This is a genomic window from Streptomyces phaeoluteigriseus, assembly GCF_001896135.2.
GTDB classification, from domain to species: Bacteria; Actinomycetota; Actinomycetes; order Streptomycetales; family Streptomycetaceae; genus Streptomyces; species Streptomyces phaeoluteigriseus.
Genome location: NZ_MPOH02000011.1, coordinates 1,188,957 through 1,215,102, shown reverse-complemented (window position 1 = coordinate 1,215,102; position 26,146 = coordinate 1,188,957). Strand labels below are relative to the sequence as shown.

General features: G+C 71.0%; 16 protein-coding genes, 6 tRNA genes, 4 pseudogenes and 1 riboswitch. Of the genes and pseudogenes, 15 read left to right on the top strand and 11 right to left on the bottom strand.

What is annotated here, in order from left to right; all coding sequences use genetic code 11:
• Positions 1 to 148 precede the first annotated feature (148 nt).
• Positions 149 to 991 (top strand): DUF8083 family protein, encoded by an 843-nt coding sequence (locus tag BM536_RS16640; RefSeq protein WP_073492868.1) that lies wholly within the window; start codon positions 149 to 151, stop codon positions 989 to 991.
• Between the two features lie 546 nt (positions 992 to 1,537).
• The gene (bldC, locus tag BM536_RS16635; RefSeq protein ID WP_003949541.1) at positions 1,538 to 1,744 is read left to right on the top strand and encodes a developmental transcriptional regulator BldC; all 207 of its coding nucleotides are present in this window, start codon (positions 1,538 to 1,540) and stop codon (positions 1,742 to 1,744) included.
• Between the two features lie 426 nt (positions 1,745 to 2,170).
• On the opposite strand, the gene BM536_RS16630 is transcribed toward bldC, so the two are convergent.
• The 7 genes and pseudogenes from BM536_RS16630 to BM536_RS16600 all read right to left on the bottom strand — a co-directional run bounded on the left by BM536_RS16630 (position 2,171) and on the right by BM536_RS16600 (position 8,810).
• Positions 2,171 to 2,374 (bottom strand): DUF6274 family protein, encoded by a 204-nt coding sequence (locus BM536_RS16630; protein ID WP_073492870.1) that lies wholly within the window; start codon positions 2,372 to 2,374, stop codon positions 2,171 to 2,173.
• Between the two features lie 199 nt (positions 2,375 to 2,573).
• A tRNA-Asp gene (locus tag BM536_RS16625) sits at positions 2,574 to 2,648 on the bottom strand.
• A gap of 95 nt (positions 2,649 to 2,743) precedes the next feature.
• Positions 2,744 to 6,710 (bottom strand): annotated as a pseudogene (gene hrpA / locus BM536_RS16620) (ATP-dependent RNA helicase HrpA).
• 133 nt (positions 6,711 to 6,843) lie between these two features.
• A tRNA-Phe gene (locus BM536_RS16615) sits at positions 6,844 to 6,920 on the bottom strand.
• 23 nt (positions 6,921 to 6,943) lie between these two features.
• A tRNA-Asp gene (locus BM536_RS16610) sits at positions 6,944 to 7,018 on the bottom strand.
• A 35-nt stretch (positions 7,019 to 7,053) separates the two neighbouring features.
• Positions 7,054 to 7,126 (bottom strand) — tRNA-Glu (locus BM536_RS16605).
• An 80-nt stretch (positions 7,127 to 7,206) separates the two neighbouring features.
• Positions 7,207 to 8,810: pseudogene (locus tag BM536_RS16600) on the bottom strand (metallophosphoesterase family protein).
• Positions 8,811 to 8,889: 79 nt separating this feature from the next.
• Here BM536_RS16600 and BM536_RS16595 point away from each other — a divergent pair.
• From BM536_RS16595 to BM536_RS16570, 6 genes are all read left to right on the top strand, one after another.
• Positions 8,890 to 9,240 (top strand): metallopeptidase family protein, encoded by a 351-nt coding sequence (locus tag BM536_RS16595; RefSeq protein WP_211362888.1) that lies wholly within the window; start codon positions 8,890 to 8,892, stop codon positions 9,238 to 9,240.
• 83 nt (positions 9,241 to 9,323) lie between these two features.
• Positions 9,324 to 9,848 carry a hypothetical protein gene (locus BM536_RS16590; RefSeq protein WP_094103077.1) on the top strand — a complete coding sequence of 175 codons (525 nt, stop codon included), beginning with the start codon at positions 9,324 to 9,326 and terminating at the stop codon, positions 9,846 to 9,848.
• A gap of 228 nt (positions 9,849 to 10,076) precedes the next feature.
• On the top strand, positions 10,077 to 12,227 hold the full coding sequence (locus tag BM536_RS16585) for a DEAD/DEAH box helicase (protein ID WP_094103076.1): 2,151 nt from the start codon (positions 10,077 to 10,079) through the stop codon (positions 12,225 to 12,227).
• A 249-nt stretch (positions 12,228 to 12,476) separates the two neighbouring features.
• Entirely contained in the window at positions 12,477 to 14,591 is a 2,115-nt protein-coding gene (locus BM536_RS16580; protein ID WP_073492874.1) for an FG-GAP repeat domain-containing protein, read from the top strand.
• Between the two features lie 76 nt (positions 14,592 to 14,667).
• On the top strand, positions 14,668 to 16,236 hold the full coding sequence (locus tag BM536_RS16575) for an amino acid permease (protein WP_073492876.1): 1,569 nt from the start codon (positions 14,668 to 14,670) through the stop codon (positions 16,234 to 16,236).
• Positions 16,237 to 16,326: 90 nt separating this feature from the next.
• Positions 16,327 to 16,399, top strand: a tRNA-Lys gene (locus BM536_RS16570).
• A 63-nt stretch (positions 16,400 to 16,462) separates the two neighbouring features.
• Here BM536_RS16570 and BM536_RS16565 read toward each other — a convergent pair.
• Both BM536_RS16565 and BM536_RS16560 read right to left on the bottom strand, forming a co-directional pair.
• Positions 16,463 to 16,796, bottom strand: a pseudogene (locus BM536_RS16565) (hypothetical protein).
• A 225-nt stretch (positions 16,797 to 17,021) separates the two neighbouring features.
• Positions 17,022 to 18,437, bottom strand: a complete 1,416-nt coding sequence (locus BM536_RS16560) for a COG1361 family protein (RefSeq protein WP_073492877.1) — start codon at positions 18,435 to 18,437, stop codon at positions 17,022 to 17,024.
• 198 nt (positions 18,438 to 18,635) lie between these two features.
• Between BM536_RS16560 and BM536_RS16555 the strand changes: the two genes are divergently transcribed.
• From BM536_RS16555 to BM536_RS16545, 3 genes are all read left to right on the top strand, one after another.
• Positions 18,636 to 19,424 carry a DeoR/GlpR family DNA-binding transcription regulator gene (locus BM536_RS16555; protein ID WP_094103075.1) on the top strand — a complete coding sequence of 263 codons (789 nt, stop codon included), beginning with the start codon at positions 18,636 to 18,638 and terminating at the stop codon, positions 19,422 to 19,424.
• 125 nt (positions 19,425 to 19,549) lie between these two features.
• On the top strand, positions 19,550 to 19,912 hold the full coding sequence (locus tag BM536_RS16550) for a DUF4406 domain-containing protein (protein WP_073492894.1): 363 nt from the start codon (positions 19,550 to 19,552) through the stop codon (positions 19,910 to 19,912).
• Positions 19,909 to 20,589: an NUDIX domain-containing protein gene (locus tag BM536_RS16545; RefSeq protein WP_073492881.1), complete on the top strand. Its 681-nt coding sequence runs from the start codon at positions 19,909 to 19,911 to the stop codon at positions 20,587 to 20,589. Before BM536_RS16550 ends, BM536_RS16545 begins: the two co-directional genes overlap by 4 nt.
• Here BM536_RS16545 and BM536_RS16540 read toward each other — a convergent pair.
• Positions 20,576 to 21,256, bottom strand: a complete 681-nt coding sequence (locus BM536_RS16540; protein WP_073492883.1) for a GTP cyclohydrolase II — start codon at positions 21,254 to 21,256, stop codon at positions 20,576 to 20,578. The two genes, BM536_RS16545 and BM536_RS16540, sit on opposite strands and share 14 nt — an antisense overlap.
• Before the next feature lie 116 nt (positions 21,257 to 21,372).
• Positions 21,373 to 21,894, bottom strand: a complete 522-nt coding sequence (locus BM536_RS16535) for a MarR family winged helix-turn-helix transcriptional regulator (RefSeq protein WP_073492885.1) — start codon at positions 21,892 to 21,894, stop codon at positions 21,373 to 21,375.
• Positions 21,895 to 22,082: 188 nt separating this feature from the next.
• Here BM536_RS16535 and BM536_RS16530 point away from each other — a divergent pair.
• The 4 genes and pseudogenes from BM536_RS16530 (at position 22,083) to BM536_RS16515 (ending at position 25,971) form a co-directional block, all read left to right on the top strand.
• A pseudogene (locus BM536_RS16530) lies at positions 22,083 to 23,217 on the top strand (dihydrofolate reductase family protein).
• A gap of 78 nt (positions 23,218 to 23,295) precedes the next feature.
• A tRNA-Met gene (locus BM536_RS16525) sits at positions 23,296 to 23,369 on the top strand.
• A 307-nt stretch (positions 23,370 to 23,676) separates the two neighbouring features.
• A riboswitch (cyclic di-AMP (ydaO/yuaA leader) is annotated at positions 23,677 to 23,834 on the top strand.
• A gap of 9 nt (positions 23,835 to 23,843) precedes the next feature.
• Positions 23,844 to 24,872, top strand: a complete 1,029-nt coding sequence (locus tag BM536_RS16520) for a M23 family metallopeptidase (RefSeq protein ID WP_073492887.1) — start codon at positions 23,844 to 23,846, stop codon at positions 24,870 to 24,872.
• A 154-nt stretch (positions 24,873 to 25,026) separates the two neighbouring features.
• Positions 25,027 to 25,971: an aldo/keto reductase gene (locus BM536_RS16515; RefSeq protein ID WP_073492890.1), complete on the top strand. Its 945-nt coding sequence runs from the start codon at positions 25,027 to 25,029 to the stop codon at positions 25,969 to 25,971.
• Positions 25,972 to 26,146 lie beyond the last annotated feature (175 nt).

The window sequence follows — 26,146 nt, the reverse complement described above, 5'->3', positions numbered from 1 at the left end:
GCGTAGAGCCTGCACCGCCCGCCGAACGCGTCGTGTTGCGGATCACCTCCTCGCGGAGTACGGCCGTGCGACGATTTGCATGTTTTCCGGACGCCTCACCAGATGCCCCGGAAGGTTTCCCGGTCGGCCCAGGGGGGAGGGAGCAGGCGTGTCCCAGGTGTCCTCGGTGATCGTCCCGTACGCGGCCTATCTGCGCGTGTACGAGCCGCTGGCCGCCTTCCCGGAGCCCGAGCGCAGCCACTGGGCGGGCTACGCCCGCCGCTCCGACCGCCCCACCTGCCAGGACGAGCTGCGCCGCTCGCTGGCCGATCTGCTGCCCACCCCGCCGGTCGCCGTGCCGGTGCACGAGAGCGGCGACGCGTTCGTGACGGATGTGGACGGCGTCGTCTGCGTGTGCCCCTGGCGGACCCGGCTGCGCGGCTGGCAGGCCCTGGGGGAGCTGGGCGGCGAACTGCCCGGACCGGTCCTGGACGCGGCCGTGCCGCCCCTGGTCCGCCTCCAGGCCGCCCAGGACTACGAGCGCTGGCTGGTCCGCAACCCCGACGCCCGCCCCTGGATCCGCACGGCGACCTGGCAGATCCCGCTGCACTGGTTCGTGCTCCTCTCCGAGGAGGAGCGCGAGTACGAGAAGGGGACCGCCGAACAGGCCCCCGTGCTGCGCTACCGCACGCCGATGGTGCAGGCCCGCCGCCGGGTGGCGCGGGGCCTGCGCGCCCTCAAGGACGCCATGGACGAGGGGCCGCTCATCGACGGCCTGGTGGACGTGGGGCGCTGGCTGGAGGAGTTCCATCCGCGTTCGCTGGTGGAACTGGACTACGGCGGGCTCGTCCACGTCCTGCCGGCCGGCGACCTGGAGGGCGATCACTCGGCGGCCGATGTCGCCGCCGGCATCGGCGCCCTGCGGCGCGGTGACGGCCCCGCGGCGGGCGAGGCGTACGCCCGGCTCGCGGAGCGCTGGCGGGCCGTACGGGACCGGCGCTCGGCCAACTGACGGTGTGACAGAGGCGACAGACGATTCCATCGTGATCTGCGTCACGGTCATATGCCCTCGAACAGCGTACGGTCAGCGCACTTCACGGAACTGACGGGGCGTAGGTCTCGATCCGGGCTTTTGTGTCAAGGGTGACGGACCGCACGTACGCGGCCCTTGCGCCGCTTGCCCCTCCTCGTGCCAAAATAGGACAAGGAGTCCGGGGAGGGCTCCTCCGTCCACTTGTGCTCCACTGTGGGGGGAATCTCAGCATTGCACGCTTTGGGGGGTCTGATGACTCCTGATCGCCGTGTGACTGATCGTCACACTGGCGTGACTGTCCGCTATGGCCCGGTCCATCGGCTTCCGTCGCCGATGAACACCTGGGGGGCAATTCCATCGGTTTGGCCGACGCGGCTGGACGGATGGTGTAGTTGTAGTGCCGAGGACAAGCCGTTCGTCCTATAACCGACTCGACTCGCGTCCGCCATTTCGGGCAACGCGGGTCAAGGTGCAGAATTTAGAGGAAAGAACCGAGAAGGTTCGGTTCTCCCGAGGAGGCCGCTCATGACCGCTCGCACCCCTGATGCTGAGCCGCTGCTGACCCCGGCTGAGGTAGCCACGATGTTCCGCGTGGACCCGAAGACGGTCACACGGTGGGCCAAGGCCGGCAAGCTCACGTCGATCCGCACGCTCGGCGGACACCGCCGTTACCGCGAGGCTGAGGTTCGCGCACTGCTCGCGGGTATTCCGCAGCAGCGCAGCGAAGCCTGAGCAACTGAACAACCGGGCAACAACACCGCAGGTCCCCCAATCTGCCGAGATGTCCGAACCCTGGCTCCAAGCGACGCGGGTCCTGCCCCAACAGGCCCGTAGCCCACACGGTGCGTCGTCGATCGCGCTGGACTCCGCCGAGTCCGGCGCGATCTTTTTTGTGTGCCTGGGGCCCTGCCGGCGGTCTCCGTTGCGCGCCCTTGTCGAAGTGTGGGGCGCCCTGTGGAGGGCTGTCGGATCCGCTGTGGGCAGCCTCTGGGGGAGCCGTGGGCACGTCCTGCGGAGCAGTGCAATTGCACATATTAAATTGACCAGTTGTAGGTAGAGGGTAAGAACCCATCTTTCCGAAACTCATGCGGTGACACCCGTCACATGCCACTGGCCTTGTTGCCGCCGACACGTGTGCGCTATTGGAACCGTCAAGGGTCAGGCCGTGTACGGCTGTTCGTCCTCGTCGGCCTCGCGTGGCGCCCCCATGGGCTCCTCGGCGGCCTGAGGGGTGCCGTCGGTCACCAGCCGCTGAAGACGGCGGCAGACGGGGCAGTGGCGGGTCAGATGCCGGAGGGACGAAGCGGCCGACAGATGCGCGCGGAGCAACGCCCGCGTCTCGTGCCCAGCCGACGCCGCCATACGCCACCTCCGGTGCAGCCCGCGGGATGCGGATCCCTGAACTTCTGGGGTACCGGCCGAATGTGACGCCGTCAAGGCCGCGCAGAGGAGCCCGAAGCTGCCCGGTTCGGGCTCCTCTGCGCGGCCTTGACGGAATGGCGAGCGGGCGGGGAAAGCGAAGAAGGCCCGCACCCAGTGGGTACGAGCCTTCTTCATTCTGCGGTCCTGACGGGATTTGAACCCGCGGCCTCCACCTTGACAGGGTGGCGAGCACTCCAAACTGCTCCACAGGACCAGGTTTTGCGGCACATTGTGTTGCGCTGTGCTGCGAGACCAGACTCTACAGGAGGGTGGCCTGCCTGGTCGAACTCACCCTCCGTGCGGGCAGCGTCACGGTGCGGCGGCGTCGATCGCCTTCACGATCCGCTTGTCCGAGACGGGGTACGCCGTGCCCAGCGCGTGGGCGAAGTAGCTGACCCGCAGCTCCTCGATCATCCAGCGGATGTCCAGGACCGAGGACGGCACCGGGCGGCCCTGGGGCAGTTGCTCCAGCAGCCAGGCGTACTCGTCCTGCATCTCGTGGACCTTCTCCATGCGGGCGGTGTCCCGCTGGGCGTTGGTGGGCATCTGCTGGAGGCGCCGGTCCGCGGCCACGAGGTACCGCATCAGGTCCGGCATCCGGCGCAGCCCCGCCCGCGTCACGAAACCGGGCCGTACGAGCGCGTCCAGCTGCTTGCGCACGTCCGTCAGGTTCGCCAGCAGCGAGGGGCTGCGTACGCCCTTCAGGCGGCGCTCACAGGACTGCCAGGCCGCCAGGACCTGCTGCACCTGCCCGACCGTCCGCACGGTCGTGTCGACGATCTCCGCCCGCACCTTGTCGTACAGCTTGCGGTACGACTCCTCGTCCCACGCCGGCCCGCCGAAGTCGCCGATCAGCTTGTCCGCCGCGGCCATCGCGCAGTCGTCGAACAACGCCTGGATGGAACCGTGCGGATTCGCGGACAGGGCGAGCTTGTGGGCGTTCGTCAGCTTCTCGGACGCGAACTTCGCCGGGTTGACCGGGATGTTGCGCAGGATCAGCCTGCGGGTGCCCTTCCACATCGCCTCGGCCTGCTCCTCCTCCGTGTCGAAGAGGCGGACGGAGACGGTGTCGCCGTCGTCGACCAGCGCCGGGTACGCCTTCACCGGCTGGCCGGCCCGGCGGGTCTCGAAGACGCGGGTGAGCGTGCCGATCGTCCAGTCGGTCAGCCCGGAGCGCTCCAGCGACTCGCCGCCCTCCCGTTCGGCGATGGCCGCGGCTGCCTGGGAGATGGCCTGGCGGGCCTTGGGCTTCAGCCGCAGCTTCAGCGCCTCCAGGTCCTTGTCCTCGGCCAGCTTGCGGCGCCGCTCGTCGACGATCCGGAAGGTGATCTTCAAGTGGTCGGGGAGGCGGGACCAGTCGAAGTCCTCGGCCTCGAAGGGGACGCCGACCATCCTCTTGAGGTCGCGGGCCATCGCCACGGTCAGCGGCTCCCGCAAGGGCACCGCCTGGTCCAGGAACCGCCGCGCGAAGTTCGGCGCCGGCACGTAGTTGCGGCGGATCGGCTTCGGCAGGGAACGGATCAGCTCGGTGACGACCTCCTCGCGCAGGCCCGGGATCTGCCAGTCGAAGCCCTCGTCCGTGACCTGGTTGAGTACCTGGAGCGGGATGTGGACGGTCACGCCGTCCGCGTCCGCCCCCGGCTCGAACTGGTAGGTGACCCGCAACTTCAGCGGACCCTGCCGCCAGGTGTCCGGGTAGTCGTCCTTGGTGACCGTCCCGGCGGACTCCCGGATGAGCATCTCCCGCTCGAAGTCCAGGAAGTCGGGCTGCTCGTGCCGCTTGCGCTTCCACCAGGAGTCGAAGTGGGCGCCGGACACGACGTGGTCGGGCACCCGCTGGTCGTAGAAGTCGTACAGCGTCTCGTCGTCGACGACGATCGTCCGGCGCGGCCCGGTGCTCCAACTCCTCGACCTCGCTGAGGAGTCTGCGATTGTCGGCGAAGAACTTGTGGTGGGTGCGCCAGTCGCCCTCGACGAGGGCGTTGCGGATGAACAGCTCGCGGGAGACCTCCGGGTCGATCCGCCCGTAGTTCACCTTGCGCTGGGCGATGATCGGCACGCCGTACAGCGTGACCTTCTCCAGCGCCATCACCGCGGCCTGGTCCTTCTCCCAGTGCGGCTCGCTGTACGTCCGCTTCAGGAGGTGCTCGGCGAGCGGCTCGACCCACTCGGGCTCGATCTTGGCGTTGACGCGCGCCCAGAGGCGGCTCGTCTCCACCAGCTCCGCCGACATGACGAACCGGGGCTGCTTCTTGAACAGAGCCGACCCCGGGAAGAGCGCGAACTTGGCGCTCCGCGCGCCCAGGTACTCGTTCTTGTTGCCGTCCTTGACGTCCTTCATCCCGATGTGGGAGAGCAGGCCGGCGAGGAGCGACACGTGGATGCTGTCGCCGGCGGCGTCCCGCTCTTCGAGGTGAATGCCGAGCTGCTTGGCGACGGTCCGCAACTGCGAGTAGATGTCCTGCCATTCGCGGATGCGCAGGAAGTTCAGGTACTCCTGCTTGCACATCCGGCGGAACGACGACGAGCCGCGCTCCTTCTGCTGCTCGCGGATGTACCGCCACAGGTTGAGGTAGGCGAGGAAGTCGCTGGTCTCGTCCTTGAAGCGGGCGTGCTGCTGGTCGGCCTGGGTCTGCTTGTCGGCCGGGCGCTCGCGCGGGTCCTGGATGGACAGCGCGGCGGCTATCACCATGACCTCGCGGGCACAGCCGTTCTTCTCGGCCTCCAGGACCATCCGGGCCAGCCGCGGGTCGACGGGCAGCTGGGCCAGCTTGCGGCCGGTGTCCGTGAGCCGTCTGCGCGGGTCCTTCTGCGTCGGGTCGAGCGCCCCCAGCTCCTGGAGGAGCTGCACGCCGTCCCGGATGTTGCGGTGGTCCGGCGGGTCGATGAACGGGAACTTCTCGATGTCCCCGAGCCCGGCCGCGGTCATCTGGAGGATGACGCTCGCCAGGTTGGTCCGCAGGATCTCCGCGTCGGTGAACTCGGGCCGGGCGAGGAAGTCCTCCTCGCTGTACAGGCGGATGCAGATGCCGTCGGAGGTTCGGCCGCAGCGGCCCTTGCGCTGGTTGGCGCTGGCCTGCGAGATCGCCTCGATGGGCAGCCGCTGCACCTTGGTGCGATGGCTGTACCGGCTGATCCGGGCGAACCCGGGGTCGATGACGTACTTGATGCCCGGGACGGTAAGCGAGGTCTCGGCGACGTTGGTCGCGAGAACGATCCTGCGCCCGGTGTGCTGCTGGAACACCCGGTGCTGCTCGGCGTGCGAGAGGCGGGCGTACAGCGGCAGCACCTCCGTACCCTGCCAATGAGCGCCTCCGGCGCGGGGGTACTGCTTCTTCTCCAGCGCGTCCGCGGTGTCCCGGATCTCCCGCTCACCGGAGAGGAAGACCAGGATGTCGCCCTTCCCCTCCCCCATCAGCTCCTCGACGGCGTCGGTGATCGCGGTGATCTGGTCGCGGTCGGCGTCCTCGGACTCCTCCTCCAGAAGCGGCCGGTAACGCACCTCCACGGGGTATGTCCGCCCGCTGACCTCGATGATCGGCGCCTCACCGAAGTGCCGGGAGAACCGCTCGGGGTCGATGGTGGCCGAGGTGATGACGACCTTCAGGTCCGGGCGCCTCGGCAGCAGCTGGGCGAGGTAGCCCAGCAGGAAGTCGATGTTGAGGGACCGCTCGTGGGCCTCGTCGATGATGATCGTGTCGTAGGCGCGCAGCTCGCGGTCGGTCTGGATCTCCGCGAGCAGGATGCCGTCCGTCATCAGCTTCACGAAGGTGGCGTCCGGGTTCACCTGGTCGGTGAAGCGCACCTTCCAGCCGACGGCCTCGCCGAGCGGCGACCGCAGCTCCTCGGCGACCCGCTCGGCCACCGTCCGGGCGGCGATCCGGCGCGGCTGGGTGTGCCCGATCATGCCGCGGACGCCCCGGCCCAGCTCCAGACAGATCTTCGGGATCTGCGTCGTCTTGCCGGACCCGGTCTCACCGGCGACGATCACGACCTGGTGATCGCGGATCGCCTCCGCGATCACGTCCTTCTTCTGGCTGACCGGCAGCTGCTCGGGATAGGTGACGGCGGGCAGACGGGTGCGCCGCGCGCCCATCCGCTCCTCGGCGGTCGCGACCTCCGCCTCGATCTCGGCGAGGACGGCGGCCCGGGCCTCCGGGTTGCGGATCTTGCGCGCGCCTTCGAGCCTGCGCCCGAGCCGGTGCGCATCACGCAGGGACAGCTCGGCCAGACGGGGGGCGAGAACGCCGAGGGCGGGGGCAGGGTGCGTAGACATACGGGATCCAGGATCTCATCCCGCGGAAAAACGTGGCGAGTGCTTTTGCCGGCGTCGGCTCGGGCGGCCCGTTCGGCGCTGTCGCGGGAACACGAACAGGGCCCCGATCCGGAGATCGGGGCCCTGTTCGATGTGGTGGCTGGGGCCGGGGTCGAACCGGCGACCTATCGCTTTTCAGGCGATCGCTCGTACCAACTGAGCTACCCAGCCACGGAGTTCACGAGGAACTCCAGCGGTCCTGACGGGATTTGAACCCGCGGCCTCCACCTTGACAGGGTGGCGAGCACTCCAAACTGCTCCACAGGACCAAGCTGTGTACGACAGTGTCGCACACGGTGTTGCGTGCCCCCAACGGGATTCGAACCCGTGCTACCGCCTTGAAAGGGCGGCGTCCTAGGCCGCTAGACGATGAGGGCTATCGGCCCGCCTGGGCGCTTCGCAGCGCGTCGGGGACGTGAGAAGCATATGGGATGGCGGGAGGTATCGCCAAAACGGTTTAGGAGCGGGAGCCGGAGGGCGTGCGGGAGCCCGGTTGCGGGGTCCCGGAGGTCGGCGTGGACGGGGTGGGCGCGGGGGTGGACGGGGTGGGCGTCGGGGAGGCGCCCGGCTGGTTCTCCTTCGGGAGGTGGCGGCTGACCTCGGCCGTCGTCAGGCCCAGGCCGCCGAGTCTGATCTCGTCCCAGGCCTGCAGGCGGCGGGAGTCGCGGTCGAAGTAGAGGATCGACGCCTCGATGGGGTCGGGGTACTTGCCCTCGACGGCTCGCAGTCCACTGCCGCCGGTGGAGCCCTCGACGCGCAGCCGGGTGCCCTTCTCGAGGATCTCCATCTCGGTGTGGTGGACGTGGCCGGCCAGCACCATCGGGACCTCGCCGTCGGTCCGGCGGGCCGCGGCGGGCTCGTGGGCGATGGCCACGTCCACCGGGGTGCCCGCGGCCCGCTGGGCGCGGAGCGCGTCCGCGAGGCGGTCGCCCGCGGCCTCCTGGGTCCCCTCGGCGTCCGGGACGGTGGAGCGGTCGGGGGTGAACTGGGGGTCGCCGATGCCGGCGAAGCGCAGTCCCGCGAGGGTCACGGCGCGGCCGTCGTCCAGGACGTGGACGTTCTTCATGTTCTCCAGGTAGGCCTGGGTGGTCGTGGAGTCGTGGTTGCCGCGGACCCAGACGTAGGGGGCGCCGAGGTCGGGGATGGGGTCGAGGAAGCCGTTCTCGGCGGCCGTGCCGTGGTCCATGGTGTCGCCGGAGTCGACGATCACGTCGACCTTGTACTGCTCCACCAGCGAGGCGATGATCTTCCAGCTCGCGGGGTTGAGGTGGATGTCGGAGACGTGCAGGACGCGCACGGTGGTGGGGTCGGGCTGGTAGGCGGGGAGGGTCGAGGTGACGTCGTAGAGCTTGGTCACGTTGGTGACCAGGCGGGCCAGTTCCTGCTGGTAGACGTCGAACTCGGTGACGATGTTGCGCGCGTTGCCGACGACGGAGGGGGCGGAGGAGAGCAGGCCCGAGAAGCGGGGTTCGAGGACCGACTTGGGGTTCCAGGTGGCGTAGGCGGTGACGCCGGAGGCGGCGAGCAGGGCCAGGGCGAGGCCGCCTGCGCCGAGGGCGCGGCGGGCCGGCGGTAGACGGCGAGGCCGAGGGCGGTGGCGCCGGCCACGACGGCGACGCAGGAGCGCACGGCGAGGTCGAGGGTGCCGTGTTCGATGTCCGCGGTGACCTCGTCCTGGAGTCCGGAGAGGCGTTCGGGGTGGTCGACGAGGGCCTGGGAGCGGTCGGGGTCGAGCTGGTCGACGTTCACGTCCAGGCGGACGGGGGCGATGTGGCTGTCCAGGTGGAGGGCGCCGAGCGGGGAGATGTTGATCTTGGTGCCGCCGTCGAGGGCGGGGCGCAGGGTCATCGTGGTGTTCATCGGGCCGACGGGCACGCGGACGTTCCCGACCACGAGCAGCCCGAGCCAGGCGCCCAGCAGGACGACCGTGGTGAGGCCGAGGGCGCGGGCCCAGGGGCGGGGCCGGGCGGCGAGTTCGGGGACGGGGCTCTCGGATCGGCGGGTGGTGCGGAAGCGGTTCAGGGCGTTCAGGACTGCGGCGGGGACGCGGACGCGGGCCATTGGTCGCGTATGCCCACGTGTGCGCCCGGACATGCGGACGTACCCGCCGTACGGCGCTGTCGTACCGGAGAATGGCCCCGTGCTGGAAATGACGCGCGAGGAGTTCGAGGAACTGGTCGCCGAGGCCCTGGACCGGATTCCGCCGGAGTTGACGCGGCTGATGGACAACGTCGCGGTGTTCGTCGAGGACGAACCGCCGGCGGACGATCCGGAGCTGCTCGGGCTGTACGAGGGGACCCCGCTGACGGATCGCGGCGAGTGGTACGCGGGGGTGCTGCCGGACCGGATCACGATCTACCGGGGGCCGACGCTGCGTATGTGCGAGTCGCGGGAGGAGGTGGTCGAGGAGACCGAGGTGACCGTCGTGCATGAGATCGCTCACCACTTCGGGATCGACGACGCCCGGCTGCACGCGCTCGGGTACGGCTGAGCCGGCGCCGCGGGGCGCGTGTCCTCCTGCGGGCGGCGGGAGTTGGGGAGGTTGACTCCTGCGTCTGCCCCCGGAGGTGGCCCGTGCGCCCCTTGTACGTACCCGTTCGCCTGGCCGTCACGGTCCTGGCCGTCGCCGCGGCCGCCGGTTGCATGAGCGTGGGTGACGAGGAGCGGGGCCGGGCCCAGCCCTCGCACTCGGCGGGCGAGCACGGTGGTGACGGGCCGGACGGCGGGTCCGGCGGTCAGGCGGGCGGGGGCTGGTCGGGCGAGGACGCGGGCGGCGGGCACCGGGACGGCAAGGGCGGGAAGAAGGGCGGGCCGGACGGGTCCCGATCCCCTACGGCCCCGCCGTCGGCGGGGCACAGCGCGGGGGCCCCCGAGGGGCCGGAGCCGGACCGGAGCGAGCGGCCGGGGATGCCGCACCCGCCGGAGGAGGAGCCGTCGCCGACGCGTTCCGCGGACCCGGAGCCGCCGGCCTCGCCGGAGCCCCCGGCGTCGCCCTCTCCCGAGCCGACGGTGGCCGAGCCGTCCTCGTCGGCGGACGCGGAGCCGGTGCCGCAGCTGGTCGAGCGGGAACCGGCGCCGGAGGCCGGAGCACCGGTGTAGATGCCGTACAGTGGTGTGCGACCCACGTCTACGCAGACCGGTTTGCCTCAAGGGGTACAGGGTGCGTATGGTGGTAGATCGTTTGAACCCATTTGCCCGGCGCCACAACAGAGCGCGCCGTGTGGCGCGTACTCTCCCTTACCGTGACGGACCGCATTGAGGCGGTCGAATGCGAACACGGAGTTGACGGGCGCGTGCCGACGAGACTCCGGAAGGTTTCGCATTCGCATGTCCATTTCCAGTACTGATCACGCCGTCGTGTCCGAGAACAGCGAGGCGGTCGAGGCCGTCGAGGTCACCGCGACCGTCGACGCCGTGGAGACCGTCGAAGCCGTCCGGGCCACCGACGCCGTCGGGACCGCTGACGCCGACGAGGCCGCGGCCGACAAGGCGCCCGAGCTGACCTTCACCGACCTCGGTCTCCCCGAGAGCGTCGTGCGCAAGCTCACCCAGAACGGCGTGACCTCCCCCTTCCCGATCCAGGTGGCGACCATCCCGGACGCCATGGCGGGCAAGGACATCCTCGGCCGCGGCCGCACGGGCTCCGGCAAGACCCTCTCCTTCGGTCTGCCGACGCTGACCACGCTGGCCGGCGGCCACACCGAGAAGCGCAAGCCGCGCGCCGTCATCCTCACCCCGACCCGTGAGCTGGCGATGCAGGTCGCCGACGCGCTCCAGCCGTACGGCGACGTCCTCGGCCTGAAGATGAAGGTCGTCTGCGGCGGTACGTCGATGAGCAACCAGATCTACGCCCTCGAGCGCGGCGTCGACGTCCTCGTCGCCACGCCGGGCCGACTGCGCGACATCATCAACCGCGGCGCCTGCTCCCTGGAGAACGTCAAGGTCACCGTCCTCGACGAGGCCGACCAGATGTCGGACCTGGGCTTCCTGCCCGAGGTCACCGAGCTGCTCGACCAGGTCCCGCAGGGCGGTCAGCGGATGCTGTTCTCGGCCACGATGGAGAACGAGATCTCCACGCTGGTCAAGCGCTACCTGCACAACCCGGTCACGCACGAGGTCGACAGCGCCCAGGGCAACGTCACGACCATGTCGCACCACATCCTGATCGTGAAGCCCAAGGACAAGGCGCCGGTCACCGCCGCGATCGCCTCCCGCAAGGGCCGCACCATCATCTTCGTCCGCACCCAGCTGGGCGCCGACCGCATCGCCGAGCAGCTCTGCGACTCCGGTGTGAAGGCCGACGCGCTGCACGGCGGCATGACGCAGGGCGCCCGCACCCGCGTGCTCGAGGACTTCAAGAAGGGCTACGTCAACGCGCTCGTCGCCACCGACGTCGCCGCGCGCGGCATCCACGTCGACGGCATCGACCTGGTCCTGAACGTGGACCCGGCCGGCGACCACAAGGACTACCTGCACCGCGCCGGCCGTACGGCCCGCGCCGGCCGCACCGGCACCGTCGTCTCGCTGTCGCTGCCGCATCAGCGCCGCCAGATCTTCCGCATGATGGAGGACGCGGGCGTCGACGCCGGGCGTCACATCATCCAGGGCGGTACGGCCTTCGAGCCCGAGGTCGCCGAGATCACCGGCGCCCGGTCGATGACCGAGGTCCAGGCCGAGTCCGCGGGCAACGCCGCGCAGCAGGCCGAGCGTGAGGTCGCCGAGCTGACCAAGGAGCTGGAGCGCGCGCAGCGGCGTGCGAACGAGCTGCGCGAGGAGGCCGACCGCCTAGTCGCGCGGGTCGCCCGCGAGCGTGGTGAGGACCCGGAGACGGCGATCGCCGAGGCGCAGGCCGCGGTGGCCGGCACCGGCGAGACCACGTCCGTCGTGGCGGAGGCCGTGACCGAGGTGTCCGTGCCGGCGCAGCCCGCCGCGCGCGACGCCGACCGTCCCGTCCGCGAGGAGCGTCCGGCGAGTTCGTCGTCGTACGAGCGTCGCGAGCGTCGGGACGACCGCGGTGACCGTGGCGGTGACCGCGGTGGCTTCAACCGTGACCGTGACGACCGCGGTGGCCGTCCCGCGTTCAACCGTGACGACCGTGGTGGCCGTTCCTTCGAGCGTCGCGACGACCGCGGTGGCCGTCCCGCGTTCAACCGTGACGACCGTGGTGACCGCGGTGGCGACCGTGGCGCCGACCGCGGTGGCTTCAACCGTGACCGTGACGACCGCGGTGGCCGTTCCTTCGAGCGCCGTGACGACCGTGGCGGCTTCCGCTCCGGCGGCGAGCGCGGTGGACACCGGGGCAGCGACCGTCCGTTCAACCGTGACCGCCGTGACGACCGTCCGGGCACCGGCTTCCGCGCCGGCGGCCACGAGCGTCCGGCCGCCCGCCGCGACGACCACCGTGGCACCGGTACCGGCACCGGCACCGGCTCCTTCGGCCGCCGCGACGACAAGCCGCGCTGGAAGCGCAACGGCTGACGTCGGCTCGGCTGACGTCGGCTCCGTCGGCTGAACGCCGACCGAGCACCGGCCGCATCTGTGGTTCGCATCGGGAAGGGCCCGTACGACTTCGGTCGTACGGGCCCTTCCCGTGTCGGCGGGGCCCTATTTCCCTACCGCCGTGCGTGCGCCGGTTGTTAGCATTCGCTGGCTTGGCATGGACAGAGCGGCCGGAGGGGGAAAACCGCCGCCGCCATGCCGTTCCGGCTTTTCCCTGGGGAGGGACCCTTGGCCCGGCGTGCCCGGATCACACTCACTTTCGCGAGCCTCGTCGCCCTCGGCGCGGGCTTGCTGACCACCGCGGGCCCGGCCGCCGCGGACACCACACCCTTGCCGCTGAGCACGGGCGGCGTGTGGGGGATCGACTTCGCCGGCGGTGTCCTGACCACGGTGGAGCGAGCGCCGAACGGCGACCCGTACGTCACCAACCGACCGGTCTCGGCCGACGGGACCACGGTGGGCGGGCGCGAGGTGCGCGCCTACGCGGGCGAGTACGCGACCGGCGCGCACGTGACGCGCACCCCCTGCGACGCCGGCACGTGCGTGCCGCTGCGGGCGGCCGGGAACGGGAACGTGGGCGTCTTCTTCGGCAACTCCGAGGAGTACGGCGGCAAGGAGCGCGCCCAGATCTGGACGGCCCGCGACACCTACCACTCCGGCTCCGAACCCCTCGTCACCGGCGGCAGGTACGTCGACACGACCGGCCGCTACTTCGTGTACGAGGCAGCCTCGACCGGCAAGCAGTACGTCGACGCCGTGCAGCCGTACCGCGTGCAGCAGGTGCGTCTGACCCGTCCCGTCACCGCCGCCTCCGTCTGGGGCTCGCGGCTCTACGCGCCGGGCTCCGGCAACGGCACGGTCACCGGGTACGACCTGGAGCAGAAGAAGACCGTCGAGACGCTGGCCACCGGCGCCCCCTGCACGGTCAAGGAGCTTCAGGTGGTGGGCCGTTGGGTCTACTGGAACTGCGGTCCCACGGGCGCGGCGGGAGTGTTCGACCGTACGGCGAGGAAGAACGTCACCGTGGAGCCGGGGCCGGTTCTCGTCGGCGACGGCTACCTGGTCCGGCACGACCGGGCGGCCGGGAAGCTGACGCTGACCGACTTCCGCACCGGTACGGCGGCCGCGGCCCGCGAGATCGCCGATCTGCCGGCCGGGAACACCGCCGACCAGCGGCGGCAGACCTGGTCCGTCGACAAGTTCGGCGGGGACATCGCGTACGTGGACGCGGCAAGCACCGTGCACGTGGTGCCGAGCGGGGTGCCCTCACAGCCGCTGGCGGTGATCGAGTCCGAGGTCGACGACGGTTCCGTGCACATCAGGGACGACTGGTGGAACAGCACCTGGCAGCTGAGCAAGCCGGCCGCCTGGACCTTCACCGTGAAGGACGCCCAGGGCCGCCTCGTGCACACCCGGAGCGGCGCCGGTACCGCGCCGGACGCCCACTGGAACGGCAGGACGGACGCGGGCGCCATCCCGTACAACGGCCGTTTCACGTGGAGTCTGACGGCCACGGCGACCGAGGGTACGGGCACGTACACCACGGGCGGTGCGATCGGGCTCAGCGGTGGCCGGCAGGGCCATCACGACCAGGGCGGCCACAGCTACGGCGAGCTGGTCACGCTGAACGCGTCGGGGGTCCTGAGCCTGCACTACACCCACGGCAAGGGCACCTTCGACTGGAAGACGTCCGGCGGCGGCTGGCCCGCCGGGACCGTGGCGATTCCCTTCGGCGACCTGACCGGTGACCGGTGCGCCGAGATGCTGGTCCGGATGCCGACCGGCGAACTGCGCCGCTACACGGGCCACTGCGGTGCGTCGTACATCCCCTCGGGCGGCCGGCTGTCGCTCGGTACCGGCTGGAACACGTTCGACGTCCTCACCGCTCCCGGTGACGTCAGTGGGGACGGCCGGCCCGACCTGATCGCCCGCAAGGCGGCCACCGGTGCGGTGTACCTCTACAAGGGCACGAGCACGGGACGGCTGGCCTCCGGCGTGAAGCTGTACGACAACTGGAAGACGTACAAGAAGGTCGTCGGGGCGGGGGATTTGAACGGGGACGGCATCGGGGACCTCGTCGCGCAGGACAGGGCGAACAACCTGTACCGGTACTACGGGACGGGTAGGGGGACCTTCTCCGGGCGCGTGAAGCTGTACGCCAACTGGGGTGCCCCCTACAACGTGCTCGTCGGTGTGGGGGACATCACCGGGGACGGGAAGGCCGACCTCGTGGCGCGGGACACCGCGGGGGTGCTGTACCGGATCCCCGGGACAGGCAGGGGCTCATTCTCCCCGCGGGTGAAGATCGCCGGCGGCTGGCAGGGCTACAAGGGCCTCTTCTAGCTCCGGGATCCGCAGGGGTTCTTTCTGGCCAAGTTGTGACGTGTGTCACGCCCCCGGTGAGGGAATTGCTGGGGGCATGACAGATGACGGCAAGGCGACTGGGCTCTCGGACGAGGAACGGCTGGCCCAGCTCGGATACACGCAGGTCCTCGCGCGCCGTATGTCGGCGTTCTCCAACTACGCGGTCTCCTTCACGATCATCTCGGTCCTGTCGGGCTGCCTGACCCTCTACCTGTTCGGCATGAACACCGGCGGCCCCGCCGTGATCACCTGGGGCTGGGTCGCGGTCGGCCTGATGACCCTGTTCGTCGGGCTGTCGATGGCCGAGATCTGCTCCGCCTACCCCACCTCGGCCGGCCTGTACTTCTGGGCCCACCGGCTGGCGCCGCCCCGCAGCGCCGCCGCCTGGGCCTGGTTCACGGGCTGGTTCAACGTGCTCGGGCAGGTCGCCGTGACGGCCGGCATCGACTTCGGTGCCGCGTCCTTCCTCGGCGCCTACCTCAATCTCCAGTTCGACTTCGAGGTCACGCCGGGCCGCACGATCCTGCTGTTCGCGGGCATCCTGGTGCTGCACGGCCTGCTCAACACCTTCGGGGTGCGGATCGTCGCCCTCCTCAACAGCGTGAGCGTGTGGTGGCACGTCGTCGGTGTCGCCGTGATCGTCGGCGCGCTGACCTTCGTCCCGGACGACCACCAGTCGGCGTCCTTCGTCTTCGGCGAGTTCGTGAACAACACCGGCTGGGGCAGCGGCGTCTACGTGGTCGCCCTCGGCCTGCTGATGGCCCAGTACACCTTCACCGGCTACGACGCCTCCGCCCACATGACCGAGGAGACGCACGACGCGTCCACCGCGGGCCCCAAGGGCATCGTGCGGTCCATCTGGACCTCGTGGATCGCCGGCTTCGTCCTGCTCCTCGGCTTCACCTTCGCCATCCAGTCCTACGACGGCGCCCTCGGCTCCCCGACCGGCGCCCCGCCCGCCCAGATCCTCCTCGACGCGCTCGGCGCCACGGCGGGCAAACTGCTGCTGCTCGTCGTGATCGGCGCCCAGCTGTTCTGCGGGATGGCGTCCGTCACCGCCAACAGCCGCATGATCTACGCCTTCTCCCGCGACGGCGCCCTGCCCTTCTCGCACCTCTGGCGCACCGTCAGCCCCCGCACCCGCACGCCCGTCGCGGCGGTCTGGCTCGCGGCCGGCGGCGCACTGCTGCTGGGCCTGCCCTACCTGATCAATGTCACGGCGTACGCGGCCGTCACCTCCATCGCGGTCATCGGCCTCTACATCGCCTACGTCATCCCGACCCTGCTGCGGCTGCGCAAGGGCGACGACTTCGCCCGCGGGCCGTGGCACCTGGGCCGCTGGTCCCGGGCGATCGGCGTGGTGTCCGTCATCTGGGTGGGCGTCATCACCGTCCTGTTCATGCTCCCCCAGGTCTCCCCGGTGACCTCCGAGACCTTCAACTACGCCCCGGTCGCCGTCCTGGTCGTCCTCGGCTTCGCCGCCGTCTGGTGGTTCGCCTCGGCCCGGCACTGGTTCCTCAAGCCCACGGCCACGGAGACCGCCCCCGGATCGGCGGCGCCTCCGACGACTTCGCCGGCCACGTCCCCGGAAGCGGGGGTGACGGCCGAACCGGTCGATCCGTGACCGATCTCCCGCCACCCGGCACGGCCGTGTCCCGATACCCGATCGGCGACACGGCCACCTCCCGCTATGCTCGGGGAGGCAACATCGCCTGGGCCCTTAGCTCAATTGGCAGAGCAGTGGACTTTTAATCCATTGGTTGTGGGTTCGAGTCCCACAGGGCCTACGGAAGAGCCCCCACGTCAGAGTGTTCTGAGGTGGGGGCTCATGCGTTGTCCGGAGCTCGCGCTCAGGCGCTCGCGCGCACGATCAGCGTGCCGATGTGCCCCGCCTTCGGAGCGTCCACCACGGTCGCCTCCGCCGCGGCGAAACCGGCCCGCGGCAGGTGCCGCCCCCACACCCCGCCCGGGACCAGGTGCTGCCGCACGAGAGGGAAGAGTCGCGATGGGTCGGTGAAGGATCTCCCCCTGCTCGATCCGCACACCGAGCGGTGCCCACTTCTCGGCCGAGCAACTCGGCCCGGGCCCGTGGCCGGTGTACTGGGTCCAGCAGAACGACGGCTGTGCGTCGTCTTGGAACGCCGACTCCGCGAAGGCGTCCCACAGTGCGGTCTCGGCGGCGATGCCGTGCGGTACGGCACAGCGGTTCCTCCGGTCGACGGGATGCGGGAGCGTACGCCGTCCCTCCGCTCCCGCACCTCCCCGGTCACCGCTCCCCGTACGGTCTCGCCCGCACCGGAACCGGCGGACGCCGACCGCGAGTAGCCGGGAAGTACGCCGCAGGACGCCTCGGACGCGTGAAAGCGGCCCCGCCCTCCTGGTGGAGAACGGGGCCGCATTCGGGCCCGGTCAGCCGTTGACGACGATCCTGGCCGAGTTGTTGGTCAGGTCGGGGTCGTAGGCGCGGATCGGGGGCTCGTGCTGGTCGTTGTCGATGGTGACCGGTGCGGCGGACCGGGTCGCGCTGTCGATGCGGAGGTCGAAGGGGAAGGTGTGGGTGGCCCGTTCGTTCAGGTAGATCGGGGTGGTGCAGCGGTAGCGCGGGGCACCGAGCTGCTCCTCGACCCACTCGCCGTCCGCGGTCAGGGCGTAGCAGTCGTCGGGGCGGGCGGTGACGGTCGCGCCGGCCGGGATGCGGACGTCGACCGTGGCCACGGGCTCGCCGGCGCCGAGTGAGGCGACCCAGGCGGGGCCCCGGTTCTTGACGGTGATGTCGGCCCGTACGGTCTCGCCGACCGCGCCCTCGACCCGGCTGCCGTTCAGCTTGAGGTCGGCGGTGTTGGTGGCGTGGATGATGACGGAGCGGGAGTTGTCCTGGGGGTCCAGGTCGGGGACGGCGGCCGTGGCGGTGGCCGTACGGGGCGTCTGCGCGGGGGCCGGGTCCAGCTCGGCCCCCGTGCCCGGCGTGTACGTCCGGCCGGCGCGGGCCGCTTCCAGGGCCTCGGCCGAGTAGGGCTCGACGGAGTAGTCGTAGCGCTCGTACAGGGCGTTCCGGCGGGCCTTCAGGGGGTTGGCCAGGGTGATCGAGTCGCCGGGGGCGAGCGTCTCGTCGAGGACGCACAGCGCCTGGGTGCTGACCTCCGTGTCCAGGTACTCGCAGTTCGCGGGCCGCTCGGTGTACGCGAGGCCGCGGGAGGCGGACAGGCGCAGCAGGACGCCCTCGGCGGTGCGGTTGCCGTTGTTGGAGAGGGTGGCGGGGGCGCTGATCAGGGTGCCCGGCGTGACGCCGTCCTGCCGGGGGGACTGGCTCAGGGCCAGGTCCGGGCCGTTGCCGACGGTCACCCGGGTCTCGCCCGGGTAGGACGTCAGGTCGCCGGCGACGGCGGTGTAGCGCAGGGTGCCCACGGCGCCGTCAGGGGCGTCCGGCAGCGCGCTGACCTGGAGTTCGGCGGCTGTCACCCGGTCGGTGCCGGTGAGCGAGGGGATGTCGCAGACGGCCGTGACGGAGGTGTCGGCCGCGCAGTTGGCGGGCCAGGTGATCTTCACGAAGGCGGCGAGCTCGCCGGCGTCCACGGTCAGGTGTCCGGTGCCGACCGGGTTCGCGATGTTGTCGTGGGAGACCTGGAGCGCGACGGTCCGCTCGGGCGCGGACCCGTCCTCGTACGCGCCGGGCAGGATCAGCTCGTAGGGGTCGGAGTACGTCCAGAGCTGGTCGCTGTCGGCGGCCGCGGGGCCCGCCGTGCCGAGGGTCAGCAGGGCGGAGGCGGCGAGTACGGGTACGAGCGCGCGCCGGGTACGGCGGGTCGTCGTGAACAAGCGTGTCATGCCCAGGCTGACTCTCACCGGGGCCGATGGGTTGTACGGCGGCGGGTGGCGCTGGCGCTGTCGCGGCCGTATCGGACGGCGTGGACGCACGGCCGTGGAGTGGTGACATACCGCCGTGGAGCCGGACGCACGGTCGCGGAGCCGTCGGGGCGAACAAATTGATGTGCGTTCTCACATGACAGTGATAGAACTGCTCTCATGGGTATCGCCAACCGCCTAGATCTGACCCTGCGGCTCGTCCAGGGAGCCGTGGGGCAGGTCTCCGTCGCCGAACTCGCGCAACGGCTCGGGGTGTCCGAGATGACCGTGCGCCGTGACCTCGACGCGCTGGAGAAACAGGGCCTGGTACGCCGGGTGCACGGCGGGGCCGTACCGGCGCGGGCCCGTGAGGAGGGCGCCGGCTTCGACGCGCGGGAGGCGTGGCAGGGCGCGACCAAGGACCGGCTGGGCGCGGCGGTCGCCGGTCTGGTGGAACCCGGCTCGCGGGTGCTGCTGGACGCCGGGACCACCACCGCGCACCTGGCCGAACACCTCGCCGCGCGCGGCCCCTTGACCGTCGCGGTGCTCAGTCTCCAGGCGGCGGTACGGCTGGCCGACCGGCCGGGCATCGAGCTGCTGGTCGTCGGCGGCCGCTCGCGGCCCGGTGAGCGGTCCCTGGTGGGGCCGCTCGCGCTGCGCACCCTGGAGTCCCTCGCCTTCGACCTGTTCGTGATGTCCATCGGCGGGGTGCACGCCGGGCACGGCTGGTCGGAGTTCTCCCTCGACGACGCGGCCGTGAAGCGGGCGGGGCTCGGTCAGGCGGACCGCACGGTCGCCGTGGCCGACGCGACCAAGCTGGGCGTGCGCGCCTTCAACCGGGTCGCCCCGCTCGACGCCGTCCACACCTTCGTCACCGACACCGCCGCGGCCGAACCCGGCACCCACCCCGCGGGCCCGGAGACCCTCCGCGCCCTGGGCGAGGCCGGCGTCGAGACGCTGCTGGTCTGAGAACGGCCGCCGGGACGCGCGCACACCGCCGGGACGCGCGCACACCGCCGGGACCCGCGCACACCGCCGGTCCGTCAGTCCGCCACCCTGCCCGAGGAGTGAACCCCGTGAACCACCCGCCCCTGATGATCCTCGTCGCCGGCCCGTACCGGCGCGGGCACCGGCGAGACCCCGCGAAGCTCACCGCGAACGTACGGGCCATGAACGACACCGCCCTCACCCTGTACCGCGCTGGGCACCTACCGGTCACCGGCGAGGCCCTGGCGCTGCCCCTGCTGGAGTCGGCGGGCAGCACCGGCCCCGGCGACCCGCTCTTCGAGGAGCTCTTCCACCCCGTCGCCGAACGCCTCCTCGACCGCTGCGACGCCGTCCTGCGGATCGGCGGCCCCTCGCAGGGCGCGGACCGGATGGTCGAACGGGCCCGCGCGCACGGCAAGGACGTCTACACGGACCTCGCCGACGTACCGGCCCCCGGCGGCACCCGATGACCGCCCCGACCGGCCGGCCCGGCATCGACGTCCCCGACCCCCGCGGCCGTACCGGGCTGGACCGCCAGGGCCGCGACCTGACGGGCAACGCGCGCGTGCGCGTCGTCGACGTCGAGGTGCTCGCCTGCGACTGGTCCGTGCTGCGCCGCACCACCTTCGACTACCGGCACGGCGACGGCCACTGGAGCCGCGAGCGGCGCGAGACCTACGACCGCGGCGACGGCGCCACCATCCTGCTCTACGACCCCGACCGGCGTACGGTCCTGCTGACCCGTCAGTTCCGGCTGCCGGCCTACGTCAACGGCCACCCCGACGGCATGCTGCTGGAGACCGCGGCCGGACTGCTGGACGGCGACGACCCGAGGGAGGCGATCCGCCGCGAGGCCGTGGAGGAGACCGGCCGGGCCGTCCACGAGGTCGAGCACGTCCTCGACGCCTTCATGAGCCCCGGCTCGGTCACCGAACGCCTGAGCTTCTTCGCCGCCCCCTACGACGGCTCGGCACCCGGAGCGGAGAGCGCCGGCGTCGCGGCGGAGGGGGAGGACATCGCGGTCGTGGAACTGCCGTTCACCGAGGCGCTCGCCCTGATCCGCACGGGCGGGATCGCCGACGCGAAGACCATCATGCTGCTCCAGTGGGCGGCGCTGGACGGGCCGTTCGCCCTCAGCTCGCGCTGAGTCCGGTGACGTCTGTCAGTTCGGCCATTTCCGTCAGCTCCGTCAACTCCGTCAGGTCGGCCAGTGGCAGCGTGTGCTGGGTCGTCAGGACCTTGGCGCGCAGGTAGCGCACGTTGTGCGGGGTCGTGAAGACGCCGGTGGGCACGCGCTCCCGGACGCCGATGCCCAACCCGCGGAGCTGCTCGGCCTTGTCGGGGTTGTTGGACAGCAGGTCGAGTTCCGTGATGTCCAGGGCGCGCAGCATCTGGGCGGCGGCGGTGTAGTCGCGGGCGTCCTCCGGCAGCCCGAGGGCGGCGTTCGCCTCGTAGGTGTCGAGACCCCGGTCCTGGAGGGCGTACGCGTCGAGCTTGTTGTAGAGGCCGATGCCGCGGCCCTCCTGGCGCAGGTAGAGCAGGATCCCGCCGCGGTCCGCGATGCGCTCGACCGCCTCGCGCAGCTGCGGGCCGCAGTCGCAGCGGGCGGAGCCGAAGACGTCGCCGGTCAGGCACTCGGAGTGCAGCCGGACGAGGGGGACGGGGCCGGGTTCGCCGAGGACGACGGCGACGTGCTCCTGGCCGTCCGCGAGTCCGTGGAAGGTGACGAGTTCGGCGTCGACCGAGTAGCCGTCGTGGAAGCGCAGCGGTACCCGGACGCGGGCACGCTGGGTGGCGGCGGGGGTGTCGGGCATACGGGTCTCCGGATCCGGGTTTCTGCTTCAGATTTGAAGCAGATCTACGGTCGTGACCCTACTCCATGCTTTAAATTTGAAGCAACGGAATTATGCCGCGGCTCACGGTGGCGTGGTCACGGCGTCCCGGAGCAGGGCGAGGAACGCCGGCGCCACGGCAGATCCTCGGCTGCGGCATCGCCGCCGTCTCCCTGGAGGCCCCGCGCGACCTGAGTGAAGATCTCCTCGAGCTGTCCCACCTGCTCGGGTGTGAGGCGGTCGAACAGCACGCTGCGTACGGTGTCCACATGACCGGGCGCCGCGTTCTCCAGGGTCGCCATGCCCTCGTCCGTCAGGACCGCGACGCTCCCCCGCCTGTCCCACTCGCAGTCCTCGCGCCGCACCAGCCCGTCCTTCTCCAGCCGCGTCACCGCGTACGTCAGTCTGCTGCGGGTCGCCTTCAGCCGCTCCGCCAGGTCGGTCATGCGCAGCCGCCGCTCCGGCGCCTCGGAGAGGTTGGCGAGGATGGAGTAATAGGCGTGAGGCATGCCGGCCTCCTGCTGGAGCTGCCGGTCGATCGCGTCCTCCAGGAGGAGGTATCCGGCGATGTAGGCGCGCCAGGCGCGCTGCTCCTCGGGGGTGAGCCAGCGGGTCGTCATGCCTCCAGTGTAGGTTTGTTTCAAACTTGAACCAAGCCCCGCGGTGCGAGCCTCACCACCCGTCCCGGCTTCGCCGTTCGACCCCCGGCACCCGTCCGACCTCCAGCACCCGTCCGACCCGACCCGCCCGATCCGATCCGACCCTGATCCCGGCCTACCCCACCCTGATCCCGGAGAGACCCGCGCCGATGCCGTACCCGTACGTCCTGCTGTCCGCCGCCGTCTCCCTCGACGGCTACCTCGACGACACCGGCCCCCGACCGGCTGCTGCTGTCCGGCCCGGCCGACTTCGACCGGGTGGACGAAGTACGGGCCTCGGTCGACGCCATCCTGGTCGGGGCCGGCACGATCCGCGCCGACAACCCGCGCCTGCTGGTCAACTCGCCCGTCCGCCGCGCCGCCCGGGTGGCCGCGGGCAAGCCGGAGTACCCCCTCAAGGTGACGGTCAGCGGTACCGGGGAGCTGGACCCGGGGGCGCAGTTCTGGCACACCGGCGGCGACAAGGTCCTCTGCACGACGGACGCCGGCGCGGACCGCGCCCGGGCCCTCGGCCTGGGCCGCGCGGCCGACGTCGTCCCGCTGGGCCCCGGCCTCGACTGGCGCCGGCTCCTGGAACACCTCCACGACGTACGGGGCGTACGGCGTCTCATGGTCGAGGGCGGCGGCACGGTCCACACCCAGCTCCTCCAGGCGGGCCTCGCCGACGAACTCCAGCTCGTCATGGCCCCGTTGTTCGTGGGTGACCCGGACGCACCCCGGCTTTTCGGCCCCGGGGGCTATCAGGGTGGCCGCCTGCGGCTGATCGGGACACGGCGTATCGAGGACGTGGTCCTCATGTCGTACGAGCCCACCGCACCCGGCACCGGCCCGCTCCCCGCCGCCGCCGACCGGCACTGGCTGGCCCTGGCCTGCGAGCTGGCCGCCCTCTGCCCGCCCTCGCGGACCGCGTTCAGTGTCGGCGCGGTCGTGGTGGCGGCCGACGGCACGGAGCTGGCGCGCGGCCACTCCCGGGAGGCGGGTGATCCCGTCGTCCACGCCGAGGAGGCCGCCCTCGCCAGGATCGACCCCGCCGACCCCCGGCTGGCCGGCGCGACCGTCTACAGCAGCCTGGAACCCTGCGCCCGGCGTTCCTCCCGGCCGGCTCCGTGCGCCCGCCTCATCCTCGACGCGGGCGTGCGCCGGGTCGTGACGGCCTGGCGGGAGCCGGACACCTTCGTCACCGACGCCGACGGGAGCGGCCTGCTCGCCGCCGCGGGTGCGGACGTCGTCGTACTTCCGCAGTACGAGGTGCAGGCGAAGGCGCCGAACGGTCACCTGCTCTGACGGACCCCCTGCGCGGCCCCCCGGGTCCGGCCGTGGTTCTGAGCGTCCCCCGCATGGCGTAGACTGGTGTCACACCGACGCGGGGTGGAGCAGCTCGGTAGCTCGCTGGGCTCATAACCCAGAGGTCGCAGGTTCAAATCCTGTCCCCGCTACTCAAGGCCTGGGGCCGGAATCCTGATCATGGGATTCCGGCCCCAGGTGCGTTCGGGCCGGCATTGGTGTCACCGTCCGTGATCGCGTCGGAGCCCTGTGCATAACATCTGAGTCACCATCAAAACGCGGGTGACTCCTGTGGGGCGTCCGACCGGTGGTCAACTCGCCCGTTTTTCACCGGTCGTGGGCCGAAAGTCCAGGCCAGAAATGTTGTTGATCAAGCAGAACGGCTTGGAATCCCGCCCCCGGGTCTATTAACGTTCGATAACGCAGCGCGGTCGTCCCAGCCGTCACAAGAGTCGGCTCCGCGCGCACGCGTCGAATCCCGCAAGGGAACCGGGGAACCACCAACTTGGGGTGAATCACGCGGAAGCCGCCGTACAGTCACGGCCGGTATACGCGCGTAGGAGACCTTCCCGCTCCGAACCCGTCAGCTAACCCGGTAGGCGACGGAAGGAAAGGAGCACGCCCGCGTGGCGTCCAACCGGCCTGTCCCAGAAGCCCCCACCGTGCCCGCCCAGCAGACCTTCGGCTACGGCACGTACCGCACCGATGAGGGCCCCTGGGAGGAGTGGAACCCCACCGCGGACTCCATTCGCCCGGTGCGCGGCAAGCACCGCGTCGCCAAGCAGCGCGGCGGGCTCGCCCGCAGCTCCACCGTTCTCGGCGTCGGTGTCATAGCCGCCGTCGGCGGCGCGGGCATGGCCAGCGCCAACACCGGCAAGGCGCCGGTCTCCATCTCCCTTCCGGACCTTCCCTCAGTGGGTTCCCTCATCTCGGACGACGACACCTCCGAGGAGACGGCGGCGCCCGCGCTCAGCACCTTCGGGGCCGAGACCGTCGCCGCCGAGAGTGCCGACAGCGGTGCCGACGCCGGTGAGGCGCTGCGCAACCGGATCATGGCGCAGGTCGAGTCGCAGCAGACCCAGCTCGAGACCAAGGCCCAGGAAGCCGCCGAGGCCGCCGCGGCCAAGGCCGCCGCCGACGCCGCCGCGAAGGCCGAGAAGGAGGCCGCGGCCAAGGCCGAAGCCGCCAAGAAGAAGGCCGCCGAGGAAGCCGCCAAGAAGGCGGAGGCCGAGCGCCTCGCCGAGCTGGCCAAGCAGTACACGCTGCCGACCTCCTCGTACACGATCACCTCGACCTTCGGTCAGGCCGGCGCCTACTGGTCCTCCGGGTACCACACGGGCCTCGACTTCGCCGCCCCCACCGGCACCCTCATCAAGGCCGTGCACAGCGGCACCATCACCGCCGCCGGCTATGACGGGTCGTACGGGTACAAGACCGTGCTCACCCTCGACGACGGCACCGAGATCTGGTACGCCCACCAGTCCTCGATCAGCGTCAGCATCGGCCAGAAGGTCGCCACCGGCGACGTCATCGGCCGCGTCGGCGCCACGGGCAACGTCACCGGGGCGCACCTCCACATGGAGGTCCACCCGGGCGGCAGCAGCACCGGCATCGACCCGGCCGCCTGGCTGCGGGACAAGGGGCTCAACCCCTGAGATTCCTCCCAGGGGGCCTTGTCCGGTCACCCTGAGGTCTTCCGGGAAGTGTCACGGGGGTCGGTGAGGTCTACGCCCGGATGTTTCCCGGATATTCGTGAACCCTGACCGAGGCGCGGAATGCGCGCCTCCGGCCAGGGTGTTGTCATCGACCATGACTTCTCTGCGCAAGCTCGGCTCCTCCGGCCTGGAGGTCTTCCCGCTCGCCCTCGGCGGCAACGTGTTCGGCTGGACCGCGGACGAGGCGAACTCCTTCGCCGTCCTCGACGCCTACACGGCCGCCGGCGGCAACTTCGTCGACACCGCCGACTCCTACTCCTCGTGGGTCGCGGGCAACAGCGGCGGCGAGTCCGAGACCATCATCGGCAACTGGGTGAAGGCCCGCGGCAACCGCGACGACGTCGTGATCGCGACCAAGGTGAGCCAGCACCCCGACCACCAGGGGCTGAGCGCGGCCACCATCAAGGCCGCCGCCGACGCCTCGCTGCGGCGCCTGGGCATCGACCGCATCGACCTCTACTACACCCACTTCGACAAGCCGGAGGTGCCCGTCGAGGAGATCGTCGGCGCGCTCGACGACCTGGTGAAGGCGGGCAAGGTGCGGCACATCGCCGCATCCAACATCACACCGGAACGCCTGCGGGCCTCCCTGGAGTTCTCCGACCGCGAGGGTCTCGCCCGGTACGTGGCACTCCAGCCCCACTACAACCTGGTCTCCCGCGACACCTACGAGGGCGAACTCCAGGACCTCGTCGCCGCCTCCGGCCTCGCCGCCGTGCCCTACTACGCGCTCGCGTCCGGCTTCCTCACCGGCAAGTACCGCCCTGGTGCCACGGTGGACAGCGCCCGTGCCCAGGGCGCCGCCAAGCACCTGGCGACCGAGCGGGGGCAGAAGGTGCTGACCGTCCTCGACGAGGTCGCCCGCGCCCATGACGCCGAGGTCGCCACGGTGGCCCTGGCCTGGCTCGCCGCCCGGCCGACGGTCGCCGTGCCGATCGCCTCGGCCCGCACGGTCGACCAGCTGCCGGCCCTGCTGGCGGTGGCCGACCTGGAGCTGACGGAGACGGAGATCAGCCGCCTCACGGAGGCATCCGCCTAGCGGAGGCATCCGCCTAGCGGGTACGAGTCGTACGGCGTGACGGGTCGTTCGACGTGACGGGTCGTTCGACGTGACGGGTCGTTCGACGTGATGGGTCGTACGGCGTGACGGCTCGTACGGCGCTCAGGACTGGTGCGGGTGGGGGTAGGAGGGCTGGGGGTACGGGGCGGTCGTG